Origin of the sequence: Bacteroides salyersiae, assembly GCF_031172035.1 — a bacterium.
Lineage (GTDB): Bacteria > Bacteroidota > Bacteroidia > Bacteroidales > Bacteroidaceae > Bacteroides > Bacteroides salyersiae.
Genome location: NZ_CP133452.1, coordinates 5130339 through 5153047 on the forward strand (window position 1 = coordinate 5130339; position 22709 = coordinate 5153047).

General features: G+C 44.0%; 13 protein-coding genes. 7 read left to right on the forward strand and 6 right to left on the reverse strand.

From position 1 onward, the window contains the following. Window positions 1–153 precede the first annotated feature (153 nt). The 3 genes from RB604_RS19705 to RB604_RS19715 all read left to right on the forward strand — a co-directional run bounded on the left by RB604_RS19705 (window position 154) and on the right by RB604_RS19715 (window position 5497). Window positions 154–4161 (forward strand): hybrid sensor histidine kinase/response regulator transcription factor, encoded by a 4008-nt coding sequence (locus RB604_RS19705; protein ID WP_055295703.1) that lies wholly within the window; start codon window positions 154–156, stop codon window positions 4159–4161. After that, a complete protein-coding gene (locus tag RB604_RS19710) occupies window positions 4145–4678 on the forward strand; it encodes a chromate transporter (protein ID WP_005929693.1) in 534 nt (177 codons plus the stop codon). The genes RB604_RS19705 and RB604_RS19710 overlap by 17 nt, the downstream gene beginning before the upstream one ends. Window positions 4679–4948: 270 nt before the next feature. Next, window positions 4949–5497 (forward strand): chromate transporter, encoded by a 549-nt coding sequence (locus RB604_RS19715; RefSeq protein WP_005929691.1) that lies wholly within the window; start codon window positions 4949–4951, stop codon window positions 5495–5497. 108 nt (window positions 5498–5605) lie between these two features. Here the strand turns inward: RB604_RS19715 and RB604_RS19720 are convergent, their stop codons facing one another. Both RB604_RS19720 and RB604_RS19725 read right to left on the reverse strand, forming a co-directional pair. Further along, window positions 5606–7111 carry a glycoside hydrolase family 10-like protein gene (locus tag RB604_RS19720; protein WP_005929689.1) on the reverse strand — a complete coding sequence of 502 codons (1506 nt, stop codon included), beginning with the start codon at window positions 7109–7111 and terminating at the stop codon, window positions 5606–5608. A 60-nt stretch (window positions 7112–7171) separates the two neighbouring features. After that, complete coding sequence (locus tag RB604_RS19725) at window positions 7172–9109, reverse strand: sensor histidine kinase (protein ID WP_055295701.1); 1938 nt, start codon at window positions 9107–9109, stop codon at window positions 7172–7174. Window positions 9110–9288: 179 nt separating this feature from the next. On the opposite strand from RB604_RS19725, the gene uvrA reads away from it, so the two are divergent. Continuing rightward, the gene (gene uvrA, locus RB604_RS19730; protein WP_055295699.1) at window positions 9289–12057 is read left to right on the forward strand and encodes an excinuclease ABC subunit UvrA; all 2769 of its coding nucleotides are present in this window, start codon (window positions 9289–9291) and stop codon (window positions 12055–12057) included. Between the two features lie 117 nt (window positions 12058–12174). On the opposite strand, the gene RB604_RS19735 is transcribed toward uvrA, so the two are convergent. From RB604_RS19735 to RB604_RS19745, 3 genes are read right to left on the reverse strand one after another with little or no spacing between them, the layout of a single operon-like run. Continuing rightward, entirely contained in the window at window positions 12175–12660 is a 486-nt protein-coding gene (locus RB604_RS19735; RefSeq protein WP_007481477.1) for an outer membrane beta-barrel protein, read from the reverse strand. A 4-nt stretch (window positions 12661–12664) separates the two neighbouring features. Then, entirely contained in the window at window positions 12665–12895 is a 231-nt protein-coding gene (locus tag RB604_RS19740) for a hypothetical protein (protein ID WP_025819133.1), read from the reverse strand. 14 nt (window positions 12896–12909) lie between these two features. Next, window positions 12910–14337, reverse strand: coding sequence for a carbon starvation CstA family protein (locus RB604_RS19745; RefSeq protein ID WP_055295697.1), 1428 nt, complete (start codon window positions 14335–14337; stop codon window positions 12910–12912). Between the two features lie 110 nt (window positions 14338–14447). On the opposite strand from RB604_RS19745, the gene RB604_RS19750 reads away from it, so the two are divergent. After that, window positions 14448–15899 (forward strand): glycoside hydrolase family 10-like protein, encoded by a 1452-nt coding sequence (locus RB604_RS19750; protein WP_055295695.1) that lies wholly within the window; start codon window positions 14448–14450, stop codon window positions 15897–15899. An 8-nt stretch (window positions 15900–15907) separates the two neighbouring features. Here the strand turns inward: RB604_RS19750 and RB604_RS19755 are convergent, their stop codons facing one another. Beyond that, window positions 15908–17095: a hypothetical protein gene (locus RB604_RS19755; RefSeq protein ID WP_055295716.1), complete on the reverse strand. Its 1188-nt coding sequence runs from the start codon at window positions 17093–17095 to the stop codon at window positions 15908–15910. Window positions 17096–17806: 711 nt separating this feature from the next. On the opposite strand from RB604_RS19755, the gene RB604_RS19760 reads away from it, so the two are divergent. Then, window positions 17807–18985 (forward strand): ATP-binding protein, encoded by a 1179-nt coding sequence (locus RB604_RS19760; protein ID WP_005929664.1) that lies wholly within the window; start codon window positions 17807–17809, stop codon window positions 18983–18985. A gap of 92 nt (window positions 18986–19077) precedes the next feature. Beyond that, a complete protein-coding gene (gene nifJ, locus RB604_RS19765; RefSeq protein WP_005929663.1) occupies window positions 19078–22632 on the forward strand; it encodes a pyruvate:ferredoxin (flavodoxin) oxidoreductase in 3555 nt (1184 codons plus the stop codon). Window positions 22633–22709: the final 77 nt, after the last annotated feature.

Here is a 22709-nt window from a genome sequence, read left to right on the forward strand (position 1 = left end):
TATACAAAACCTTGTACACTTTAATCAAGTAGAAGTATAAAACAGAATCCTATCTTCCTGATTTATTTTGTTATATCGAAAATACTTCTTAATTTTGTAACACAATCATCCCCCCTTAAAGCTAAGTTTTGTAACTCTAAATGTCTTACTAACATGAAGAAATGGCTTATTATTTTGTTACTATTTCCATTTTCTTGTATAGCGCAAATCTACAAATACATAGGTGTAGAAGATGGGCTGAGCAACAGGCGGGTATATTCTATCCAAAAAGACCGGAAAGGATATATGTGGTTTCTCACTCATGAAGGTATAGACCGTTACAACGGTAAAGAGTTCAAACAATACAAACTAATGGACGGCAAAGAAGAAGTCAACTCTTTACTGAATCTGAACTGGCTATACATCGACACGGAAGGTGTATTATGGGAAATAGGGAAAAAAGGAAAAGTATACCGATACGATAAAGCCCACGACACCTTTGAACTGGTATACAAACTCCCCGTTGTGGAAAACAAAGACATGCCGGCACCTGTCAGCTACAGTTACATCGACAACAGTCATACAATCTGGTTGTGTTGTGAAAAGAGTATCTATCTGTATGATACAAAATCTCAAGACACCACCGAAATAGCCAATGCAATAGACGAAACCATTACGGATATCGCACAAATAGACGAAACACACTTCTTTATAGGTACAGAAAAAGGGATACACTATGCAGAATTGAAACAGGGTACGCTTTCACTCATCCATTGTGATAAATTGGATAAAATCGCAGTACAGATTAATGAATTGTATTTCGATCAGAAAACGAAAAAATTATTTATCGGAACTTTTCAACGGGGTATTTATGTCTATGACATGAATACCAAACAAAGTTTCCAGCCTCAGATAACCCTGACAGACATCAGCATCAATGCCATCAAGCCCTTAAATAACAAAGAACTGCTGATAGCTACCGATGGTGCAGGGGTATTCGAAATGAATATTGACTCCTATCAGGCCAACCCTTATATCGTAGCCGATTATAATAAAAACAATGCCATGAACGGCAATAGTATCAACGATATTTATGTAGACGAAGAAGACCGCATCTGGCTGGCCAACTACCCGATAGGGGTTACCGTACGCAACAATCGCTATTCTGGTTATAACTGGATAAAACACTCCATTGGCAACAAGCAATCACTGATTAATGATCAGGTAAACAGTGTCATAGAAGATTCCGAAGGCGATCTTTGGTTTGGCACCACTAACGGTATCAGTCTCTACTATTCCAAGACTAAACAGTGGCACTCTTTTCTCAGTTCATTTGAATCCACAAACAATAAAAATCATATTTTTACCACTTTATGTGAGGTAGCCCCCGGCATAATCTGGGCAGGAGGATACAATTCCGGTATGTATCAAATCAACAAAAAAAGTTTATCTGTCGAATATTTCACTCCTTCCCTGTTCTCACATCTGAACATACGCCCGGATAAATATATCCGGACCATTATGAAAGATTCCCGGAATGATATCTGGTCAGGGGGATATTACAATTTGAAACGGATCGACATCACCAAGAAAACGATACGTCTTTATAGCGGTTTGAACTCTATCACCTCCATTGTAGAGAAAGACAGTGCCGAAATGTGGATCGGCACAGCCACCGGATTGTATCTGTTAGACAAAGAATCCGGCGGATTCGAACGCATCAAATTACCGGTCGAGTCAACTTACATATACTCACTGTATCAAGAAGATGGTAACCTCTATATAGGAACCAGTGGTTCGGGATTATTGATATACGATCCGAAAGTAAAACTTTTCACTCATTATCATACGGAAAACTGTGCATTGATATCCAATAATATCTACACCATACTATCCGACCACCATGGTGAGATATTTATCAGTACGGAAAACGGATTGAGCAGTTTCGTCCCAAAACTGAGAACTTTCCATAACTGGACCAGAGAACAAGGTTTGATGACCATTCATTTCAATGCCGAATCAGGTACATTACGGAGCAACGGTTTCTTTGTATTCGGAAGTTCAGACGGAGCGGTAGAATTTCACAAAGACATGAAGATACCGAGAACTTACTCCTCCAAAATGGTTTTCAGTGACTTTAACCTGTTTTATCAGACCGTCTATCCGGGAGACAAAAACTCCCCGCTTCAAACGGATATCGACGATACTCAAGTCCTTAAATTAAAATATAACCAGAACATATTTTCTGTAAAAGTATCGTCCATCAATTACGACTATCCTTCTAATATTCTCTATTCTTATAAGATGGAAGGATTCTACGACGAATGGAGTAAACCAGATGACGAAAACACAATCCGTTTCACAAATCTGAGTCCGGGAGAATATGTATTACACGTGAGAGCCATATCCAACGAGGACAGGAAAATAGTTCTGGAAGAACGGAGTATGAAAATCATCATAGCCCAACCGGCCTGGCTTTCACTGTGGGCATTATTACTTTATGCAGTTGTCTTGGGTCTGATAGGTATCAGCGCTATCCGGCTTATCATGCTGAGAAAACAAAGGAAAGTATCTGATGAAAAGATACACTTCTTCATCAATACGGCACATGATATCCGTACTCCACTGACTCTCATCAAAGCGCCATTGGAAGAGCTGCGGGAAAAAGAACAACTCAGCAAAGACGGCATTGCCAATACCAATACGGCACTACGCAATGTAAACGCATTGTTGCGCCTGACCACCAATCTGATCAACTTCGAACGGGCAGATGTATACTCCTCGGAACTATACATATCGGAATACGAGCTGAATACCTATATGGCAGAAACCTTCAATGCATTCCGCCCCTATGCCACAGTGAAGCATATCAACTTTACGTATGAAAGTAATTTCCGTTACCTGAACGTATGGTTCGACAAAGAGAAAATGGATTCGATATTGAAAAATATCATTTCAAACGCTTTGAAGTACACTCCCGAAAGTGGTAGTGTACATGTATTTGTCTGCGAAAATGACGATACTTGGAGTGTTGAAGTAAAGGATACAGGTATCGGCATCCCGGCAAATGAACAAAAGAAGCTTTTCAAAATACATTTCCGGGGAAGCAATGCCATCAATTCGAAAGTGACAGGTAGCGGTATTGGTCTCATGCTGGTATGGAAACTGGTACACCTTCACAAAGGAAAAATCCATCTAAGCAGTATCGAACACCAAGGATCGATCATCAAAGTAACGTTCCCTAAAGACAATAAACAATTCCGTAAAGCACATCTGACAACAAAAACCCGCCAGATCGTACAAGACGAACAAGCTATCTACAGTACCAGCGGCACGCCGGACATTTACGAAAAGGCGAAAAAAGAGCATAATGAAAACCAACAGCGTTTGCTGATTGTCGAAGATAATGATGAACTGCGTAACTATTTGGGACATACGCTCTCGGATATGTACACCATACAGATGTGCAGCAACGGTAAAGAAGCACTCACCATCGTAAAAGAATATAAGCCGGAACTTATCATCTCCGACATCATGATGCCGGAAATGCGTGGAGACGAACTGTGTGCAGCAATCAAGAACGACATCGAGACATCACACATTCCAATCATCCTGCTTACTGCATTGAACGATGAAAAGAACATATTGGAAGGACTCAAAATCGGCGCAGACGAATATGTTGTGAAGCCTTTCAACATAGGCATATTGAAGGCAACCATAGTCAATCTGTTATCCAACCGTGCTCTGCTACGTAGCAGATATGCCAACTTAGAACTGAATGACGAGGAAGAGGAAGGAAAATGCCTCAAGTGTTCCGATGATATCGACTGGCAATTTATTGCCACAGTGAAAAAGAGCGTAGAAGAAAATATGGATAATCAAGCTTTCAACGTAGATGTGCTTTGCACATTGCTGAATATGAGCCGTACCAGTTTCTATAACAAAATAAAAGCATTAACAGATCAGGCTCCGGCAGATTATGTCCGCCTAATCCGTCTGAAACGGGCTGCACAACTACTGAGAGAAGGAAAACATTCCATAACTGAAATTGCAGAAATGACAGGTTTCAATGATGCCAAATACTTCCGCGAAGTATTCAAAAAGCATTTCAATGTAAGCCCGAGCAAGTATGCCAGAAAAGAAGAAGAACAGACCAATAAAGAAGATGAACATTTATCTTGAATCATTCGGTATCTTTTTTAAAATAGGTGCCTTTACAATCGGTGGCGGTTATGCGATGGTGCCACTTATAGAAAACGAAATCGTAACCAAACGAAAATGGATTGCTCAAGAAGACTTTGTCGACTTATTAGCCATCTCACAATCGGCACCGGGTATTCTGGCCGTAAATATTTCTATATTCATCGGATACAAATTAAGAGGGATACGGGGAAGTATAATAACAGCATTAGGCACCATACTACCCTCATTCATCATTATTCTGGCCATTGCCTTATTCTTTCATAATTTTAAGGACAATGTTATTGTGGAACGTATATTCAAAGGAATCCGTCCGGCGGTAGTTGCCCTAATCGCTGTTCCAACATTCAGCATGGCAAAGTCCGCCCGAATCAATCGCTATACAATATGGATTCCCATTGTATCGGCATTGCTTATTTGGCTATTAGGCTTCTCCCCCATCTGGATTATCATTGCAGCAGGAGTGGGAGGTTTCTTATGGGGAAAATTAAAACAGTGATTAGCGATAAGTGATACGCAAGCTGCGCTGCAATATTGGCCAATGCTAATCACTACTTATCATTAATCACTGATTGCTTATTACTAACCAGTTTCGAAGTCTCTCCCCCAGCCCTCTCCGTGGGAGAGGGAGCTAAGTTGGTTTTGAATCGATTCAGAAGACAGAAGAACAAAAGAACATATTTCTTGTATAGCCTTTACAGGCAGCTTATTTGTTCTTCTGTCTGAAAAAAAATAATCAGTTCATGTCTAATCATTAATCACTAACTTTATGATCTATTTACAACTCTTCTATACTTTCTTCAAAATCGGACTCTTTGGTTTCGGAGGTGGATATGCGATGCTCTCTATGATACAGGGAGAGGTGGTGACCCGTTACGGATGGGTCAGTTCTCAGGAATTTACAGATATTGTGGCTATCAGCCAAATGACTCCGGGCCCTATCGGTATCAATGCAGCAACCTATGTAGGATTTACATCAACGGGCAGTGTATGGGGATCAATTATCGCTACCTTTGCAGTAGTACTACCTTCATTTATTTTAATGTTGACAATCAGTAAATTCTTTCTGAAGTATCAGAAACATCCGGTAGTAGAATCTGTATTTAGCGGCTTACGGCCGGCAGTCGTAGGATTACTTGCATCGGCAGCATTGGTACTTATGAATGTAGAAAACTTTGGTTCGCCAACTAAAGATACTTATACATTCGTAGTGAGTGTTATCATCTTCCTAATAGCCTTTGTAGGAACAAAAAAATACAAAGCAAACCCCATATTAATGATTATTGCTTGCGGAATTGCCGGACTAATACTTTATTAAAAGAGAGGAGATGGGAGAATGGAGAGGAAAGAAGTACTATACAGCGTGATAGCACAGCCTACTTCTCCCATCTCCATTCTCCCATCTCCCTTTTTCGATCTCCCTTTATTAGAGTTTTACTTTTTTGCTTACCGATTTAGATTCGTTATGCAAGCGGTCGAGTGCTGTTACGACATAGCGATATTTAGTCTTACCGTTTTCATAAGGCATCTTGTAGAAATTATTACGAGTAACAGCTACAATATGGGAAGGATCTTCAAGATCAACATCTTCTTTGTTATCAAAGCGATAAACCACATACTGAACAGCTTTGTCCATTTCATCCTCTGCTTTCGGAGCAGTCCAGAAAAGCAGATAGCCGTCGGCGGTCCATACCTTCTTTACCTTACGCACTTTATCAGGTGCTTTATTATCCATAAAATCAAAAACAGGAACAAGCGCGGGATATTTGTGATATTCCTGTACCAAAGCATCACGATATTTTCCGGCATTTTCTATTACAGCACTGGCCGGCCATTGGCAACTTCCGCCAATCGTCTGATAGGCACGTTGCAAAGCCATCTTACGCGGTAACTGATTGATTGAAGAATTATCAGGATCGGCATGCTGAACGGTATTCATCACAGACTGCCCGATAAACAGAGGCCGGTTTTCCGTATTCTTTGCCCACCATTTGACCAATGTTTCATAATCGGCACGCGGATGTCCTACTTCCCAATAAATCTGCGGTATATTATAGTCAACCCAACCTTGACGTGCCCAAAGAAGAACATCTGCATACAGATCGTCATAATTCTGCAAACCGTTCGTTTTACTTCCAAGCGGGTCACTGCTTTCATTCCGGTAAATACCAAAAGGACTGATACCGAATTTCACCCACGGCTTTATCTCACGGATCGTCTCATGAATCTTCTTTATCAGAATATTGACATTGCTGCGACGCCAGTCGGCCTTGTTTGAAAAGCCACCGCCATAACGGGCAAAACTGGCATCATCCGGAAAATCCTTACCGGAAATCGGATAAGGATAAAAATAATCATCCATATGAATCGCATCCACATCATAACGGGAAACAATATCGGTAATCACCATACAAATGTGTTTACGGCTTTCGGGCAAAGCCGGATCAAAATACAACTGATTGCCATAAGTAACAAACCACTCCGGATGAATGTTATAAACATGATTGGCAGCCAAATCGTTATTCTGATTGGTTTTCGTCCGATAAGGATTAATCCATGCATGAAATTCCATCCCACGTTTATGACATTCATCAATCATAAACTGCATAGGATCCCAATAAGGAGAAGGCGCCTGACCTTGTATTCCTGTCAGAAAACGGCTCCAAGGTTCCAATTGTGAAGCATACAAAGCATCGGCTTCCGGGCGTACTTGAAAGATAATCGCATTAATACCGGCACCCTGCAAAGAGTTCAGTTGTCCAACAAGCGTCTGCTTTATTTTTTCAGTAGACATTCCTTTAAATTGTCCGTTGACAGTCTGTATCCACGCAGCGCGAAACTCACGTTTCGGATGGGCATTGCCCGGCGTCTGTGCCTTCACTCCTACTGCAAGGAGTAAGGCCAACAAAATAGTAAAGGTTTTCAGATTCATATGTTTATTCTCAATCTATGTATATGACCGCAAAGATAATACAATCTGAATTATCTCCAACTATCCGACAGGCCATTCCACTACAAAACGTGCTCCATCCAGATAAGTCGTATCCAGATATATTTTTCCGTCTACAATATCCATAATCTGACGGGCGACGGCAAGCCCCAGCCCTGTGCCCGGAGTAAAATTATCAACCTTGACGAACCGTTCGAAAATGGATTCTTTATACTGCGCGTCAATGCCCGGTCCGGTATCTTCGACTATAAAACGGACGAGCCGTTTCTGTTTATCCTCCGTATAAGACAGGCGGATGATACCGGTTTCCGTAAATTTTCCGGCATTAGCAAGCAAAGCAAGGAGTACCCGTTTCACCCACGGATAAACAGCCAACATCATTACCGGTGCCAAAGAAAGAACGTATTGCAATTCAACCCCCTCTTTGACGGACGGAAGTATTTCAGAAACACACTCCTTGCAACAGGTATCCACATCAAAAGAACGCTTAGGCATGTCCTCCGTCAGAGAATCCATATCGGCTATATCCACCACATTATTTACCAGATCGAGCAGATAAGCATTACTGCTTTCTATCTGTGCGGCATATTCCCTATTCTCCTCTTCGCTCACACCACCGGCAGCTATTAACGAAGAAAAACCAACAATAGAATTCAGAGGGGTACGAATTTCATGTGTAATATGCTGTATAAAAGAGCTTTTTATCCGACTGGCTTTTACTACAGCCTTATTGGCCGCATCGAGCTTCTTATTCATTGCCAATGTCCGGATATAAAAATAGGAAAGGATGATCAACAGAATCAGAATACAAGTACTTCCCGTAAGAACGGCAATCAAACGGTTCCGGTTGACTTCGGCACTCAACTCCAACTTCTCCATTTGTAGTTTGTCTACATCAAACTGAATCGTATATTTGCTTAATTTATCGTCCAGTTCTACCGAACGGACAGAATCATTCACCTGATTATAGTAAGTATAGGCTTTACAGGCTTCCTTAAACCGTCTCATAGACTCAAGACATTGTGCTTTAAACAACAAATTGGAAGGATAACAGGCCCCGATAGACTTGTGGTAGTTTTGCAAAGAATCCAGATAAGACAAAACATCGTCAACCTTTCCCATGGTTCGGTAACACATGATTTTGTATCCGAACCATGCATCTTTTGCCGTGCAATCCGGATGTTTCAAATAAAACTCATCAGTCTCATGCAAGTATTTTCCGGCAGCATTTTCTCCCTTACCGGCAAGAGTAGCGATGACACGAAACTGTAAAAAACGCATATAAAGAGGAGCACGCAACTCTTTTCCCGATGTCTTTATTTCCGTGGCAATCTTTTCTAACCGATCGAGGTATGAATGCACGTTTTCATACTCCTGCCGGGCAAGGTAAGTCTGCACAATATTCAAGCAAACCACGTAGGCATCTTCGTAGTATTTGGCTTCCTCAAAAATCTTAAGAGCATTGTTATAATATTCAATACAGAGTTTGACGTTATTACTGAATACCCGATGATTATATCCGATACACATTTCACCGCAGGCTTGCCCGTAACGGCTGTTATTCTTCTCTGCATCTTTACTCAGCAGTTCTGTTTCCGCTATCGCTTCGTCTTGTTTTCCATTTTCGGTCAATCGTTGAATGTAATGACGCCACAACTGATAACGTTCATCCTTTTTATTACGCCTTGTATACCAGTCCATCAACTCATATCCCACAATTCTCAAACTATCCACTTCGCCCAACCGATAATAATGGTCGAACAGTTCGGAATAAGCCGCTTCCATTTGAATAGAATCATTTAAATCCCGTGCTAACTGCATCCATGCGGTATTCACCGGTACAAATCCACTTTTTCCTAACAAATGCCGGGCACTATCGGCCAAGACTTCCAAATTCTTTGTTTTGTCTATGCTCCGTATAGGGAGGTTATATGCAAAAAGAAGAATGACTAAACAGGAAATAACCCGAATACGTTTCATAAGCCAATTCTTTTATTTTCAAGACTTAATGTCGTGACTAAATTACTGCTTTTATTAACAACCGGTTATGACTTATTTCAAATTATAACATATCTTAACCTGTCGGACAAGTCGCTTCCTGCTACGTCCTGCCGATAAAATCGCTAACTTTGCCGACCATCTATAGAAAGGAACATTATATGTCAGAAAATAACTTCATATCGATCAAAGGAGCCAGAGTTAACAACCTGAAAAACATTGATGTAGATATTCCACGAAACAAACTTGTCGTTATCACCGGACTTTCGGGTTCGGGCAAATCATCACTGGCATTCGATACACTTTACGCCGAAGGGCAAAGACGCTATGTCGAAAGTCTCAGCAGTTATGCCCGGCAGTTTTTGGGACGAATGAGCAAGCCGGAATGTGATTTCATCAAAGGTATCCCTCCTGCGATTGCTATTGAACAGAAAGTAAACAGTCGCAATCCCCGCTCGACCGTAGGTACATCGACCGAGATTTACGAATACCTGCGATTACTGTATGCACGTGTAGGAAAAACATACAGCCCGATAAGCGGTCAGGAAGTAAAGAAACACTCTACGGAAGATATTGTAAACTGTATGCTTTCCTATCCGGAAGGAACACGCTATACTGTACTCACCCAAATACTCCTACGCGAAGACCGTAGTATAGAACAACAATTAGAAATAGACCTCAAACAGGGATTCAACCGGATCGAAGTAAACGGAGAAATGGTCCGTATCGACGAATACAAACCGGGAACAGAGGACACGGTATACTTATTGGTAGACCGTATGGCGGTGGCCGGCACGAAAGATGCCATCAGCCGTCTGACGGATTCGGCCGAAACCGCTATGTATGAAGGAGACGGCATGTGCATGTTGCGTTTTTATCTGCCGGACGGAACAACCCAATTACATACATTCAGCACTAAATTCGAAGCCGACGGTATCACGTTCGAAGAACCGAACGATCAGATGTTCTCATTCAATTCTCCTATAGGAGCTTGCCCCGTATGCGAAGGCTTCGGCAAGGTAATCGGTATTGACGAGCATCTGGTAGTGCCCAATCGGTCACTCTCCGTTTATGACGGAGCAATCGTATGCTGGCGTGGCGAAAAAATGGGGGAATGGAAAGATATGGTAATCCATAATGCAGAAAAAGCCGGTCTGCCGATATTCACCCCCTATTTTGAACTGACGGACGAACAACGCCGCATGTTGTGGGAAGGAACTAAATATTTCGAAGGTATCCATGCTTTCTTTAAGATGCTGGAAGAAAACCAATATAAAATACAATACCGCGTAATGCTTGCACGCTATAGGGGAAAGACACTCTGCCCCAAGTGCCACGGCACCCGACTGAAACCGGAAGCGGGATACGTTCGTGTAGGCGGACACAGCATATCGGAATTGGTAGACCTGCCGATCACAGAATTAAAAAAGTTTTTCGATACCCTTCAACTGGATCCGCACGACACCGAAGTCGCCCGCCGTATCCTATTGGAGATCAACAGCCGGATCCGTTTTCTCATCGATGTAGGATTGGGATACCTGACACTAAACCGTCTTAGCAATTCGTTATCCGGCGGTGAAAGCCAACGTATCAATCTGGCCACGTCTTTGGGGAGCAGTCTGGTAGGCAGTCTTTATATTCTCGATGAACCGAGCATCGGATTACACAGCCGCGACACCGACCGCTTGATTCATGTATTGCGCGAGTTACAGGCATTGGGCAATACGGTAGTGGTAGTAGAGCACGACGAAGAGATTATCCGTGCAGCCGACTATATTATCGATATCGGTCCGAATGCCGGACGCCTGGGAGGGGAAGTAGTCTACCAAGGTGACATGAAAAATCTGCAAAAAGGCAGCAACAGTCATACCGTACGCTACCTGTTGGGAGAAGAGCAAATTCCCGTACCCGATCACCGCCGTCCCTGGAATAATTACATTGAAATAAAAGGAGCCCGGGAAAATAATCTGAAAGGGGTTGATGTACGTTTCCCATTGAATGTAATGACAGTAGTAACCGGCGTATCCGGTTCGGGAAAGAGTACATTGGTTCGCGATATCTTCTATCGGGCATTGAAACGGGAACTGGATGAATGCAGTGATCGCCCGGGAGAATTTGCTTCGATCGGGGGTGACATCCGCAACCTGCGTAACATCGAGTTCGTCGATCAAAACCCCATTGGCAAATCCTCACGTTCGAATCCGGTAACTTACATCAAAGCATACGATGAAATACGCAAACTATGGGCTGAACAGCCTTTAGCCAAGCAGATGGGATATTCAGCCGGATTCTTTAGTTTCAACAGCGAAGGAGGCCGTTGCGAAGAGTGTAAAGGAGACGGAACCATTACCGTTGAAATGCAGTTTATGGCCGACTTGGTGCTCGAATGTGAATCCTGTCACGGAAAACGCTTCAAAACGGATACCTTGGAAGTCAAATTCCACGAAAAGAACATTTACGACGTATTGGAGATGACCGTAAACCAAGCCATTGAGTTCTTCACTGAACACGGACAGAAGAAGATCGTTAAAAAACTGACTCCATTGCAAGATGTAGGATTGGGGTATATCAAACTCGGACAGTCTTCCTCTACTCTATCGGGAGGTGAGAACCAACGTGTGAAACTTGCTTATTACTTAAGCCAGGAAAAAGCAGATCCTACTCTGTTTATCTTCGACGAACCGACTACAGGGCTACACTTCCATGATATCCGAAAATTACTGGACGCATTCGACGCCCTCATCCGTCGGGGACATACCATTATCATCATTGAACACAATATGGATATGATAAAATGTGCCGACCATATCATCGATCTTGGACCGGAAGGAGGAGATAAAGGAGGATATATCGTAGCCACAGGAACCCCAGAAGAGATAGCAGCCTGCAAAAACAGCTATACGGGGCAGTTTCTACAAGAAAAACTATAGGCCTCTCCCCCACCCTCTCCGTGGGAGAGGGGGTAAAGATACTATTGTTTATTAATCAGTTACAAAACTAACTTAGCTCCCTCTCCCACGAAGAGGGTTGGGGAGCGGCTTCTTCTTCTAAAAGTAGAATCCGAATCCTACCTTGAGGCCGAATTTAGACAGGTCGCTGTCGTTGAAGCGCCATTTGTAGTATATCGCCGGTTCGATAGTAACCGTACGTGAAAGGAAATAAGCGTATCCTGCTTCAATACCCACTCCCCATTCGGTACCAGTGTGACCGCCTTTCATGCGATAACGGTTCAAGTCAAGGCCGGCACCCAGAAAAACGCCTGTTTTATTAAAATAAAAACGAGTGCCGGTTCCTATCGTATAAACATCTATCGGCTTACTCCAATCGGCACTTGCTTCCACCATCAAGGCTATTCCTTCGGCAAGGAACGCACCGGCTTTCGCCCCGATACCAAACTGTGCTTTTTCACTATTGCTATATGAAAAGTTCAATCCGGTAAGCGACGGGTTAATAATCCACTTTCCCTGTTCAAACTGTGCCCGGGCAGCTAACGAGGCTACCAGCAAACAAACAACCAATACTAATTTCTTCATACACTTATTTCTTTAGATTTGTATAATGCTCTTCTTCACGACGACGTTGCTGTAACTTCTCCTTTTGTCTCAATACCAGCCAGAGAATAAAAACAATGACATACGAAATCGCAAGAGTAATATATTTCTCCGTATCACTAACTTCCGTATTGCGCGGCAACAAATAAGCCGCCGTCACAGAAACATAAATAAGAAGGGCCAGAGTGACCCAAGTCGACTTTTTTAACTTCTTCATCAGGTTTAAATTAATCATTTATTATTTTTAAGAGCCGATCGCCCTTTCCATACGATAAACCAAGCAACCCCTACCCCTGTGCAAATTCCTCCGATGATATACGACAAGGTATGCGTAAGTCCTAATCCTTCGGGAGCAATACAAATATAAGTGGAGCAGACAGCCGTCATAAATAAGGCCGGTATCAACGTTATCCAATAAGGTTTTCCTGAACGTACCAGATAAACCGTAATGGCCCACAGAGTAAATACGGCAAGCGTCTGATTCGCCCAGGCAAAGTAACGCCAGATCATATTGAACCCATTTGCATCACTCAAGCTGTAAAGCAACAGACCGATAGCTGCCACAAACATCGGGATACAAATATACAAACGGCGGCGCATACTTTTTTGTTCCAAGCCCAGAAAATCGGCTACAATGAGACGGGCCGAACGAAAAGCCGTATCTCCCGAAGTAATAGGTGCGGCAATAACTCCCAAAATAGCTAATACCCCACCGACTGCCCCCAGCCAACCTTTTGTGATCGAATCTACAATAACCGAGGCATTATTCTCTTCCATTCCATTCTCATGAAAGAAACAGGTGGCAGCTGCCGCCCAAATCAATGCAACAATACCCTCGGTAATCATTGCCCCGTAAAATACCGGACGTCCGTAACGCTCTGAAGTCATACAACGCGCCATCAACGGACTTTGCGTAGCATGAAATCCGGAGATAGCCCCACAAGCAATGCTGACAAACATAATCGGGAAAACAGGTAATGCTGCAGCATCCGGATTCGTGTTTTGCAACCCGTCCCACAGTTCCGGTAATGCCGGATGATACACATAAAGCATCACAACGATGCCGACTGCCATAAACAGCAAAGCGATGGCAAATACAGGATATATTTTCCCGATAATCTTATCTACCGGCAACAAAGTAGCAAGGATATAGTACGCAAAGACCACAATGATCCAAAAAGTCGTATCCAGTGATTCCGGTGTCAGTTTTGCCAATAATCCCGCCGGTCCGGCAACGAACACCGATCCTACCAAAATCATTAGAATAACCGTAAAACCACGCATCACCTGCTTGGTTGTCAATCCCAAATAGCGACCGACGATCTCCGGCAAACTCTCTCCACCGTTTCTCAATGAAAGCATTCCGGCAAAATAATCATGAACAGCACCGGCAAAGATACTTCCGAATACGATCCATAAATAAGAAGAAGTACCAAATTTTGCTCCCATAATCGCCCCAAAAATAGGACCGAGCCCTGCGATATTGAGAAACTGTATCATGAAAATCTTCCACGTAGGCAACGGGATATAATCCACTCCGTCGGCCCTTGTCAAGGCCGGGGTCTTTCGGTCGTCGGGTCCGAAAATCCGTTCCATCAAGCGTCCATAAGTAAAATATCCGACAATAAGTGCCAACAGGCACAGCGTAAATGTAATCATGACGTGTTTCTGGTTTAACAGACGCAAATGTAACATAATCCCATGAAACGCACAAGAATACCGACACTTTTACTAACTTTGCTGCCATTTATAACAAAATACAAACAGTAATGCGCCGTTATCTTCTCTTTCTATTTCTCACTCTGTCACTGACTCCCGCAGGAGCACAACCGAAATATGAGGTTCGTGCCGCATGGGTAACAGCCGTGTATGGATTGGACTGGCCGCAAACAAAAGCAACAACACCCGCAGGTATCCGCCGCCAACAGGAAGAGTTGATAGAAATTCTCGATAAACTGAAAGCCGCTAATTTCAATACCGTATTATTCCAGACCCGAACACGGGGAGATGTGCTCTACAAATCTTCTATCGAACCGTATAACTCCATCCTGACCGGAAAAGTAGATGGCGATCCGGGATATGATCCATTGGCTTTTGCTGTGCGCGAATGTCATAAGCGGGGTATGGAATGTCATGCCTGGATGGTAGCCCTTCCGTTGGGAAACAAAAAGCATGTGGCCAAACTGGGAAATAAATCCGTTACGAAAAAAAGAAAAGAGATATGTATTCCCTATAAAAATGAATATTTCCTCAATCCGGGACACCCGTCTACGAAAGAATACCTGATGAAGTTGGTGCGGGAAGTGGTAACCCGTTATGATGTAGACGGTGTACATTTCGACTACTTGCGTTACCCCGAAAATGCGCCCCGTTTTCCGGATAGCTATGACTTCCGCCGTTACGGCAAAGGCAGGACACTGGACCAGTGGCGTCGAGACAATCTGACAGACATAGTGCGCTATATATATAAAGGTGTAAAAGAGATCAAACCATGGGTAAAGGTAAGCACTTGCCCGGTAGGAAAATACAAAGATACCTCCCGGTACTCTTCACGTGGCTGGAATGCTTTCCATACCGTATATCAAGATCCGCAAGGATGGATGGGCGAAGGTATACAAGACCAGATCTACCCCATGATGTATTTCCGACAGAACAATTTTTATCCTTTCGTACTCGACTGGCAGGAACAATGCAACGGCCGGCAGATTATACCGGGATTGGGTATCTACTTCCTGCATCCCGACGAAGGAAATTGGATACGGGAGGATGTGGACCGGCAAATCAACTTTATCCGTGAGCACAAGCTGGCAGGAGAAGCCCATTATCGGGCAAAGTACCTGATGGATAACACACAAGGCATCTACGACGAACTGACAGAAAACTTTTATGCTCATCCTGCCCTGCAACCGGCCATGCCATGGCTGGACAATGTCCCGCCCAGTGCACCGTCCGGACTAAAAGTAATTTCCGGGAAAGACGGCTATACATCGTTAACTTGGCAAGCAGCCACAGACAACGACAAAATGAACGCACCGAGATATGTGGTTTATGCTTCGGATGTCTATCCGGTAGATACTACCCGGCCGGAAAACATCATTGCACAAGGCATACGGGGAACGGAATACATCTATGCCCCTCTCCAGCCATGGAATAGAAAAGTATACTTTGCCATAACAGCAGTAGACCGATATGGAAATGAAGGAAAAGCCGTGCAAGAGTAAATAACCATCTACCCCACCTCGATCCATGCCCGGTATGCACTCCGATTAGTGACCGGCACCAACGGCATATAGCCAGCCACCACTTTCTCCTCCTTCAATTGAAGCGGATACCCCGCCCTCATCTGTTCGTGTGCCTGCATAGCTTCACCGGAAACCGGATGGTAAGTAATCAAAAAACGACCGGAAGCCCCGGACATGACATACCTTTTATAAATAAAATGTGCTACCACTCCCATATTCATCCGTAGATTAATCTCCACGCAGGGATGAATCCGATATTCAACTTCTCCGGAAGGAAACCGGCAAACCATCATATCCACACCGAGATAGCCCGAATAGACAGAACCGAAACGAGAGGACAATTCTTCCTCCAACTTACGTTTCAGTCTATCAAAAGATACCTTTGGCACATAGGCAGAAAGACGTCGTTCAATCTCCTCATCGGGCAACAACAGATTGCCATCATAAGCTCCACTCGCATTGGTAGAGAATATGGAATATCCTACAAAAACCACCTTCCCTACACCATCCGAAAAGAATTCCATGGCAAAATCGATTACCTTATTATATACAGGCTCTGCTATTACGCCGCCTTGCAGCGCCGCCACACGCTTACACCAGCCGGCTATAAAAGCAGTGTATGCCCCTTTACACCAGTTCAGCCCCTTACCGCTACCCGAAAGCGGTGCTTTCAGCAGACAAGAAGCACGGCTCTCAACAAAACGACACCATTCTTCCGGTTGCGTCAGATAAAAAGATTCCCCACAAAAAGATTCATCCAATTGTAAACGGGGCAATAATTCTACCGCCTGGCTTCTGTGGGACAAATGCCGTAATTTTTCCAGATACGGCTCAGCAGGCAATTCCGTTTCCGGCATCCCCAAACACCGGAGCCGTCTCTTCAAAGCCGGATTCCATCCCCAAGGCACCGGCTTCAAATTTGATATCGAAGCTACTTCCGGTTCGGTTACCAACTCCACCGGTAGAGACAAACACTCCTGCATCTCACGAAGAAAAGCAAGATTATAGGCTGAAGGTGCCAGCACGGCACTTCCCGCCGAAGCATACCAAGCCGGCAATAAAGCCAACTCCTCCGCCATCCGTCTGGCAGTGGCAGGAGGCATATAATTCACCTCTCCGCTTGCCAATGACAAGTCATTGTCCGGGTTAAACAGATAAAGCTCCCGTTTTGTCATTTTGTTCTTATTATCTTCATATTCCAATCCTTTTTTCTCTGAATCGCTGTTCTTACTGACACCTTCTTCCTACAAAGAGGTGCAAACAGACCGATCACCGAAGAATATTTTGCAAATATACACACAAAAGTACACTCTGATCCGAAATAAAATGCATTTTGTACCGGGATGAATCCTATTTTAGACCGACAAGAATCGTATTCTTTACCGGGAAGAATTGCATTTTGCATCAAGAAGAACTGTATTTTAGACCGTGTTCAATTCTCATCACCTATTTTTATTCTCCTTTCACCCTCAAATTTCGCTTACTCTCTCGAATCTGCCGCCTAACAATCTCGCTTACACATCCTATTTTCCACAACCAAAAGAAAGCTAAATAGATATTCTTTAAAACAAATCATCAGAAACAAGCAAAGTTTTACTACATTTGTCCCTCGATAAACAAAGTTGAGCAGCAAAAACACAAACAGCTAATTGAAATGGCTGCATTATTTCCGTTCGACAGTCCCGTAACCCGCATAAAATGCACTCCTGAAGTAATGGAAATACCAATTTGACAAAACGACAAACTCCGGCAATGTTCCACCATCCGGTATGACTCCTTCTTGAAAGAAGCACTAAAGTTACTAAACAAAAACACAATTTTGCTATCTCTACTTTGCAATTATCAGAAAAAGAACTATATTTGCCACCCGAAAAACCTAAAAAGAAATGGAATCATTCTACCGCACACACGCTTACCTTGTTGAGCACACCAACGCTCCTGTTCGTCGTGATTTGATGGACGAAATCGATTGGAGTGACCGTCTGATCGGTATCAAAGGGACCCGTGGCGTAGGAAAAACCACTTTCCTCCTCCAGTATGCCAAAGAGAAGTTCGGAACGGACCGTTCCTGCCTCTTTATTAACATGAACAATTTCTATTTCTCCGGCCATAGTCTTGTCGATTTCGTCAACGAGTTTCAGAAGCGCGGCGGCAAAGTGCTGTTGATAGACCAAGTGTTCAAACACCCGGACTGGAGCAAAGAATTGCGTATGTGCTATGACCGTTTCCCGAATCTGAAGATTGTCTTCACCGGTTCGTCGGTAATGCGGCTAAAGGAAGAAAACCTCGAATTGCGCGACATCGTAAAGAGCTACAACCTACGCGGATTCTCTTTCCGTGAATTTCTCAACCTGCAGACAGGGATGAAATTCCGTGCCTACTCCCTTGAAGAAATACTCAGTAACCACGAGCAGATAGCCAAAGGAATACTTTCCAAAGTACGCCCGTTGGACTTTTTCCAAGATTATCTGCATCACGGCTTCTACCCTTTTTTCCTCGAAAAACGTAATTTTTCGGAAAACCTGCTCAAGACAATGAACATGATGGTAGAGGTAGATATTCTTCTTATCAAACAAATTGAACTGAAATATCTTTCAAAGATAAAAAAATTACTATATTTGTTGGCTGTAGACGGTCCCAAAGCTCCCAACGTGAGCCAATTGGCAACCGATATACAGACATCACGCGCTACGGTAATGAATTACATCAAGTATCTGGCAGATGCCCGCCTCATCAATCTGGTTTATCCGAAGGGAGAAGAATTTCCCAAGAAGCCGTCAAAGATCATGATGCACAACTCCAATCTGATGTACTCCATTTATCCGGTAAAAGTGGAAGAACAGGATGTGCTCGACACTTTCTTTGTGAATACCATGTGGAAAGACCACAAGGTGCATAAGGGAGACAAGAATATTTCGTTCATGGTGGATGAAGTGATGCCGTTCAGAATATGCTGCGAAGGGACTAAAATAAAAAATAATCCTAACGTGACGTATGCCCTGCAAAAAGCGGAAATAGGCCGCGGCAATCAGATACCTCTCTGGATGTTCGGCTTTTTATACTAATACTTGATGAAAACGCCATGAGCTATAAGAAGCATTTACTCCCTTATCCGTATTTTGAAATGATTTATTTACTTAAATATTAATTTTTAGTTATGACTAAACAGAAGAAATTCATCACTTGTGATGGTAACCAAGCTGCTGCACATATCTCGTATATGTTTTCTGAAGTAGCTGCTATCTACCCCATCACCCCCTCTTCTACAATGGCTGAATATGTAGACGAATGGGCTGCCGCAGGACGTAAGAACATCTTCGGCGAAACAGTATTGGTACAGGAAATGCAATCTGAAGGTGGTGCTGCCGGTGCAGTTCACGGTTCTCTTCAGGCAGGTGCGTTGACTACTACCTATACCGCTTCTCAGGGTCTTCTTTTGATGATCCCGAACATGTATAAGATCGCCGGCGAATTCCTGCCTTGCGTATTCCACGTATCGGCTCGTACACTGGCTTCTCACGCACTGTGTATCTTCGGTGACCACCAGGACGTAATGTCTGCCCGTCAGACAGGTTTCGCCATGCTGGCCGAAGGTTCTGTACAGGAAGTTATGGACTTGGCTGGTGTTGCCCACCTGGCTACAATCAAAGCCCGTGTTCCTTTCATGAACTTCTTCGACGGTTTCCGCACCTCGCACGAAATCCAGAAGATCGAAATGCTGGAAAACGAAGACCTCGCTCCGTTGATCGATCAGGAAGCTTTGGCTGAGTTCCGTGCCCGTGCACTGAATCCGATGTCTCCGGTTGCCCGTGGTATGGCAGAAAACCCCGACCACTTCTTCCAGCACCGTGAATCATGCAACAACTACTATGAAGCAGTACCCGCTATCGTAGAAGAGTACATGAATGAAATTTCTAAAATCACCGGCCGTAAATACGGCTTGTTCGATTACTACGGAGCAGAAGATGCAGAACGCGTAATCATCGCAATGGGTTCTGTAACAGAAGCTGCCCGTGAAGCAATCGACCACCTCGTTGCTAACGGCGAGAAAGTAGGTATGGTTGCAGTTCATCTGTACCGTCCGTTCTCTGCCAAGCACTTCCTGGCTGCCGTGCCTAAGACTGCTAAGACAATCGCAGTTCTCGACCGTACAAAAGAACCGGGTGCTAACGGTGAACCTTTATATCTGGATGTTAAAGACTGCTTCTATGGCACGGAAAATGCTCCGGTTATCGTTGGCGGTCGTTATGGTCTGGGTTCTAAAGATACTACTCCGGCTCAAATCATCGCTGTATTCAAGAATTTGGCTATGCCAATGCCGAAGAACCACTTTACTATCGGTATCGTAGACGACGTTACTTTCACTTCTCTTCCTCAAGAAGAAGAAATCGCATTGGGCGGTGAAGGTATGTTCGAAGCTAAATTCTATGGACTGGGTGCTGACGGTACAGTAGGTGCAAACAAGAACTCTGTTAAGATTATCGGTGACAACACTGATAAGCACTGTCAGGCTTATTTCTCTTACGACTCTAAAAAATCAGGAGGTTTCACTTGCTCTCACCTGCGTTTCGGTGATAATCCGATCCGTTCTACTTATCTGGTAAACACTCCGAACTTTGTGGCCTGCCACGTTCAGGCTTACCTGCATATGTACGACGTAACCCGCGGTTTGCGTAAAAACGGTTCTTTCTTGCTGAACACAATCTGGGAAGGTGAAGAACTGGCTAAGAATCTGCCTAACCGTGTGAAGAAGTATTTTGCAAAAAACAACATCTCCGTATATTACATCAACGCTACTCAGATTGCACAGGAAATCGGTTTGGGCAACCGTACCAATACTATCCTTCAGTCTGCATTCTTCCGTATCACAGGCGTTATCCCTGTAGAACAAGCCGTAGAACAGATGAAGAAATTCATCGTTAAATCTTATGGCAAGAAGGGCGAAGATATCGTTAATAAGAACTATGCAGCCGTTGACCGTGGTGGCGAATACAAACAGTTGCCGGTTGATCCTGCATGGGCTAACCTGGCCGATGACGCCAAAGCAGAAAACAACGATCCTGCATTCATCAACGAAGTGGTTCGTCCTATCAATGCACAGGACGGCGACTTGCTGCCGGTATCTGCATTCAAAGGCATTGAAGACGGAACTTGGCATCAGGGAACTGCTAAATACGAAAAACGCGGTGTAGCAGCATTCGTACCCGAATGGAATCCGGAAAACTGTATCCAATGTAACAAATGTGCTTACGTTTGTCCTCACGCTTCTATCCGTCCGTTCGTACTCGATGCAGAAGAGCAGAAAGGTGCTAACTTCGAAACATTAAAAGCTGTGGGTAAGGTATTCGATGGTATGACATTCCGTATCCAAGTTGACGTTCTCGACTGCTTAGGTTGCGGTAACTGTGCCGACATCTGTCCGGGTAATCCGAAAAAGGGTGGCAAGGCATTGACCATGAAACACCTCGAAAGCCAATTGGCAGAAGCTGCTAACTGGACTTACTGTGCCGATAACGTGAAGAGCAAACAGCATTTGGTTGACATCAAAGCCAACGTTAAGAATTCTCAGTTCGCAACTCCGTTGTTCGAATTCTCCGGTGCTTGCTCCGGCTGTGGTGAAACTCCGTACGTGAAATTGATTTCTCAATTGTTCGGTGACCGTGAAATGGTTGCTAACGCTACCGGATGTTCTTCTATCTACTCCGGCTCAGTTCCTTCAACTCCGTATACCACCAACGAAAAGGGTCACGGTCCCGCATGGGCTAACTCTCTGTTCGAAGACTTCTGTGAATTCGGATTAGGTATGGAACTCGCTAACGAGAAAATGCGCGCACGTATCGTAAAATTGTTCAACCAGATTCTGGAAGGCGAAAACGCTCCTGCCGAAGCAAAAGAAGTGCTGAAAGCATGGATCGAAAATATGTACGATGCTGACAAGACCAAAGAGCTTGCACCTCAAATCGAAGCTATCATCGAGCAAGGTATTGCAGCCGGTTGCCCGATTAGCAAAGAGTTGAAAGGCCTGACTCAATATTTGGTAAAACGCAGCCAGTGGATCATCGGTGGTGACGGTGCATCTTACGATATCGGTTACGGTGGTCTCGACCACGTTATCGCTTCCGGCAAAGACGTTAACATCCTCGTTCTCGACACAGAGGTTTACTCAAATACTGGCGGACAGTCTTCTAAAGCTACTCCGGTAGGTGCTATCGCTAAGTTCGCTGCTTCCGGTAAGCGCGTACGCAAGAAAGACCTCGGTCTGATGGCCACTACCTACGGTTATGTATATGTTGCTCAGATCGCTATGGGTGCTGACCAAGCTCAGACGCTGAAAGCAATCCGTGAAGCTGAAGCATATCCCGGTCCGTCACTTATCATCGCTTATGCTCCATGTATCAACCACGGTCTGAAAGCCGGTATGGGTAAGAGCCAGGAAGAGGAAGAAAAAGCTGTTAAGTGTGGTTACTGGCACTTGTGGCGTTACAACCCAGCTTTGGAAGCAGAAGGCAAAAATCCGTTCATGCTGGACAGCAAAGAACCGAACTGGGACGACTTCAAGGGCTTCCTGAAAGGTGAAGTTCGTTATGCATCTGTAATGAAGCAGTATCCTGCAGAAGCAGAAGAACTCTTCCAGGCTGCTGAAGACAATGCTAAATGGCGTTACAACAACTACAAGCGTTTGGCTAACCAAGCTTGGGGTGTTGCTGAATAAATAAATCGACTTAGAATAAATCGACTTATTAAATAAAGAAAAGGCGGAAGTCCCTCGTGGATTTCCGCCTTTCACTT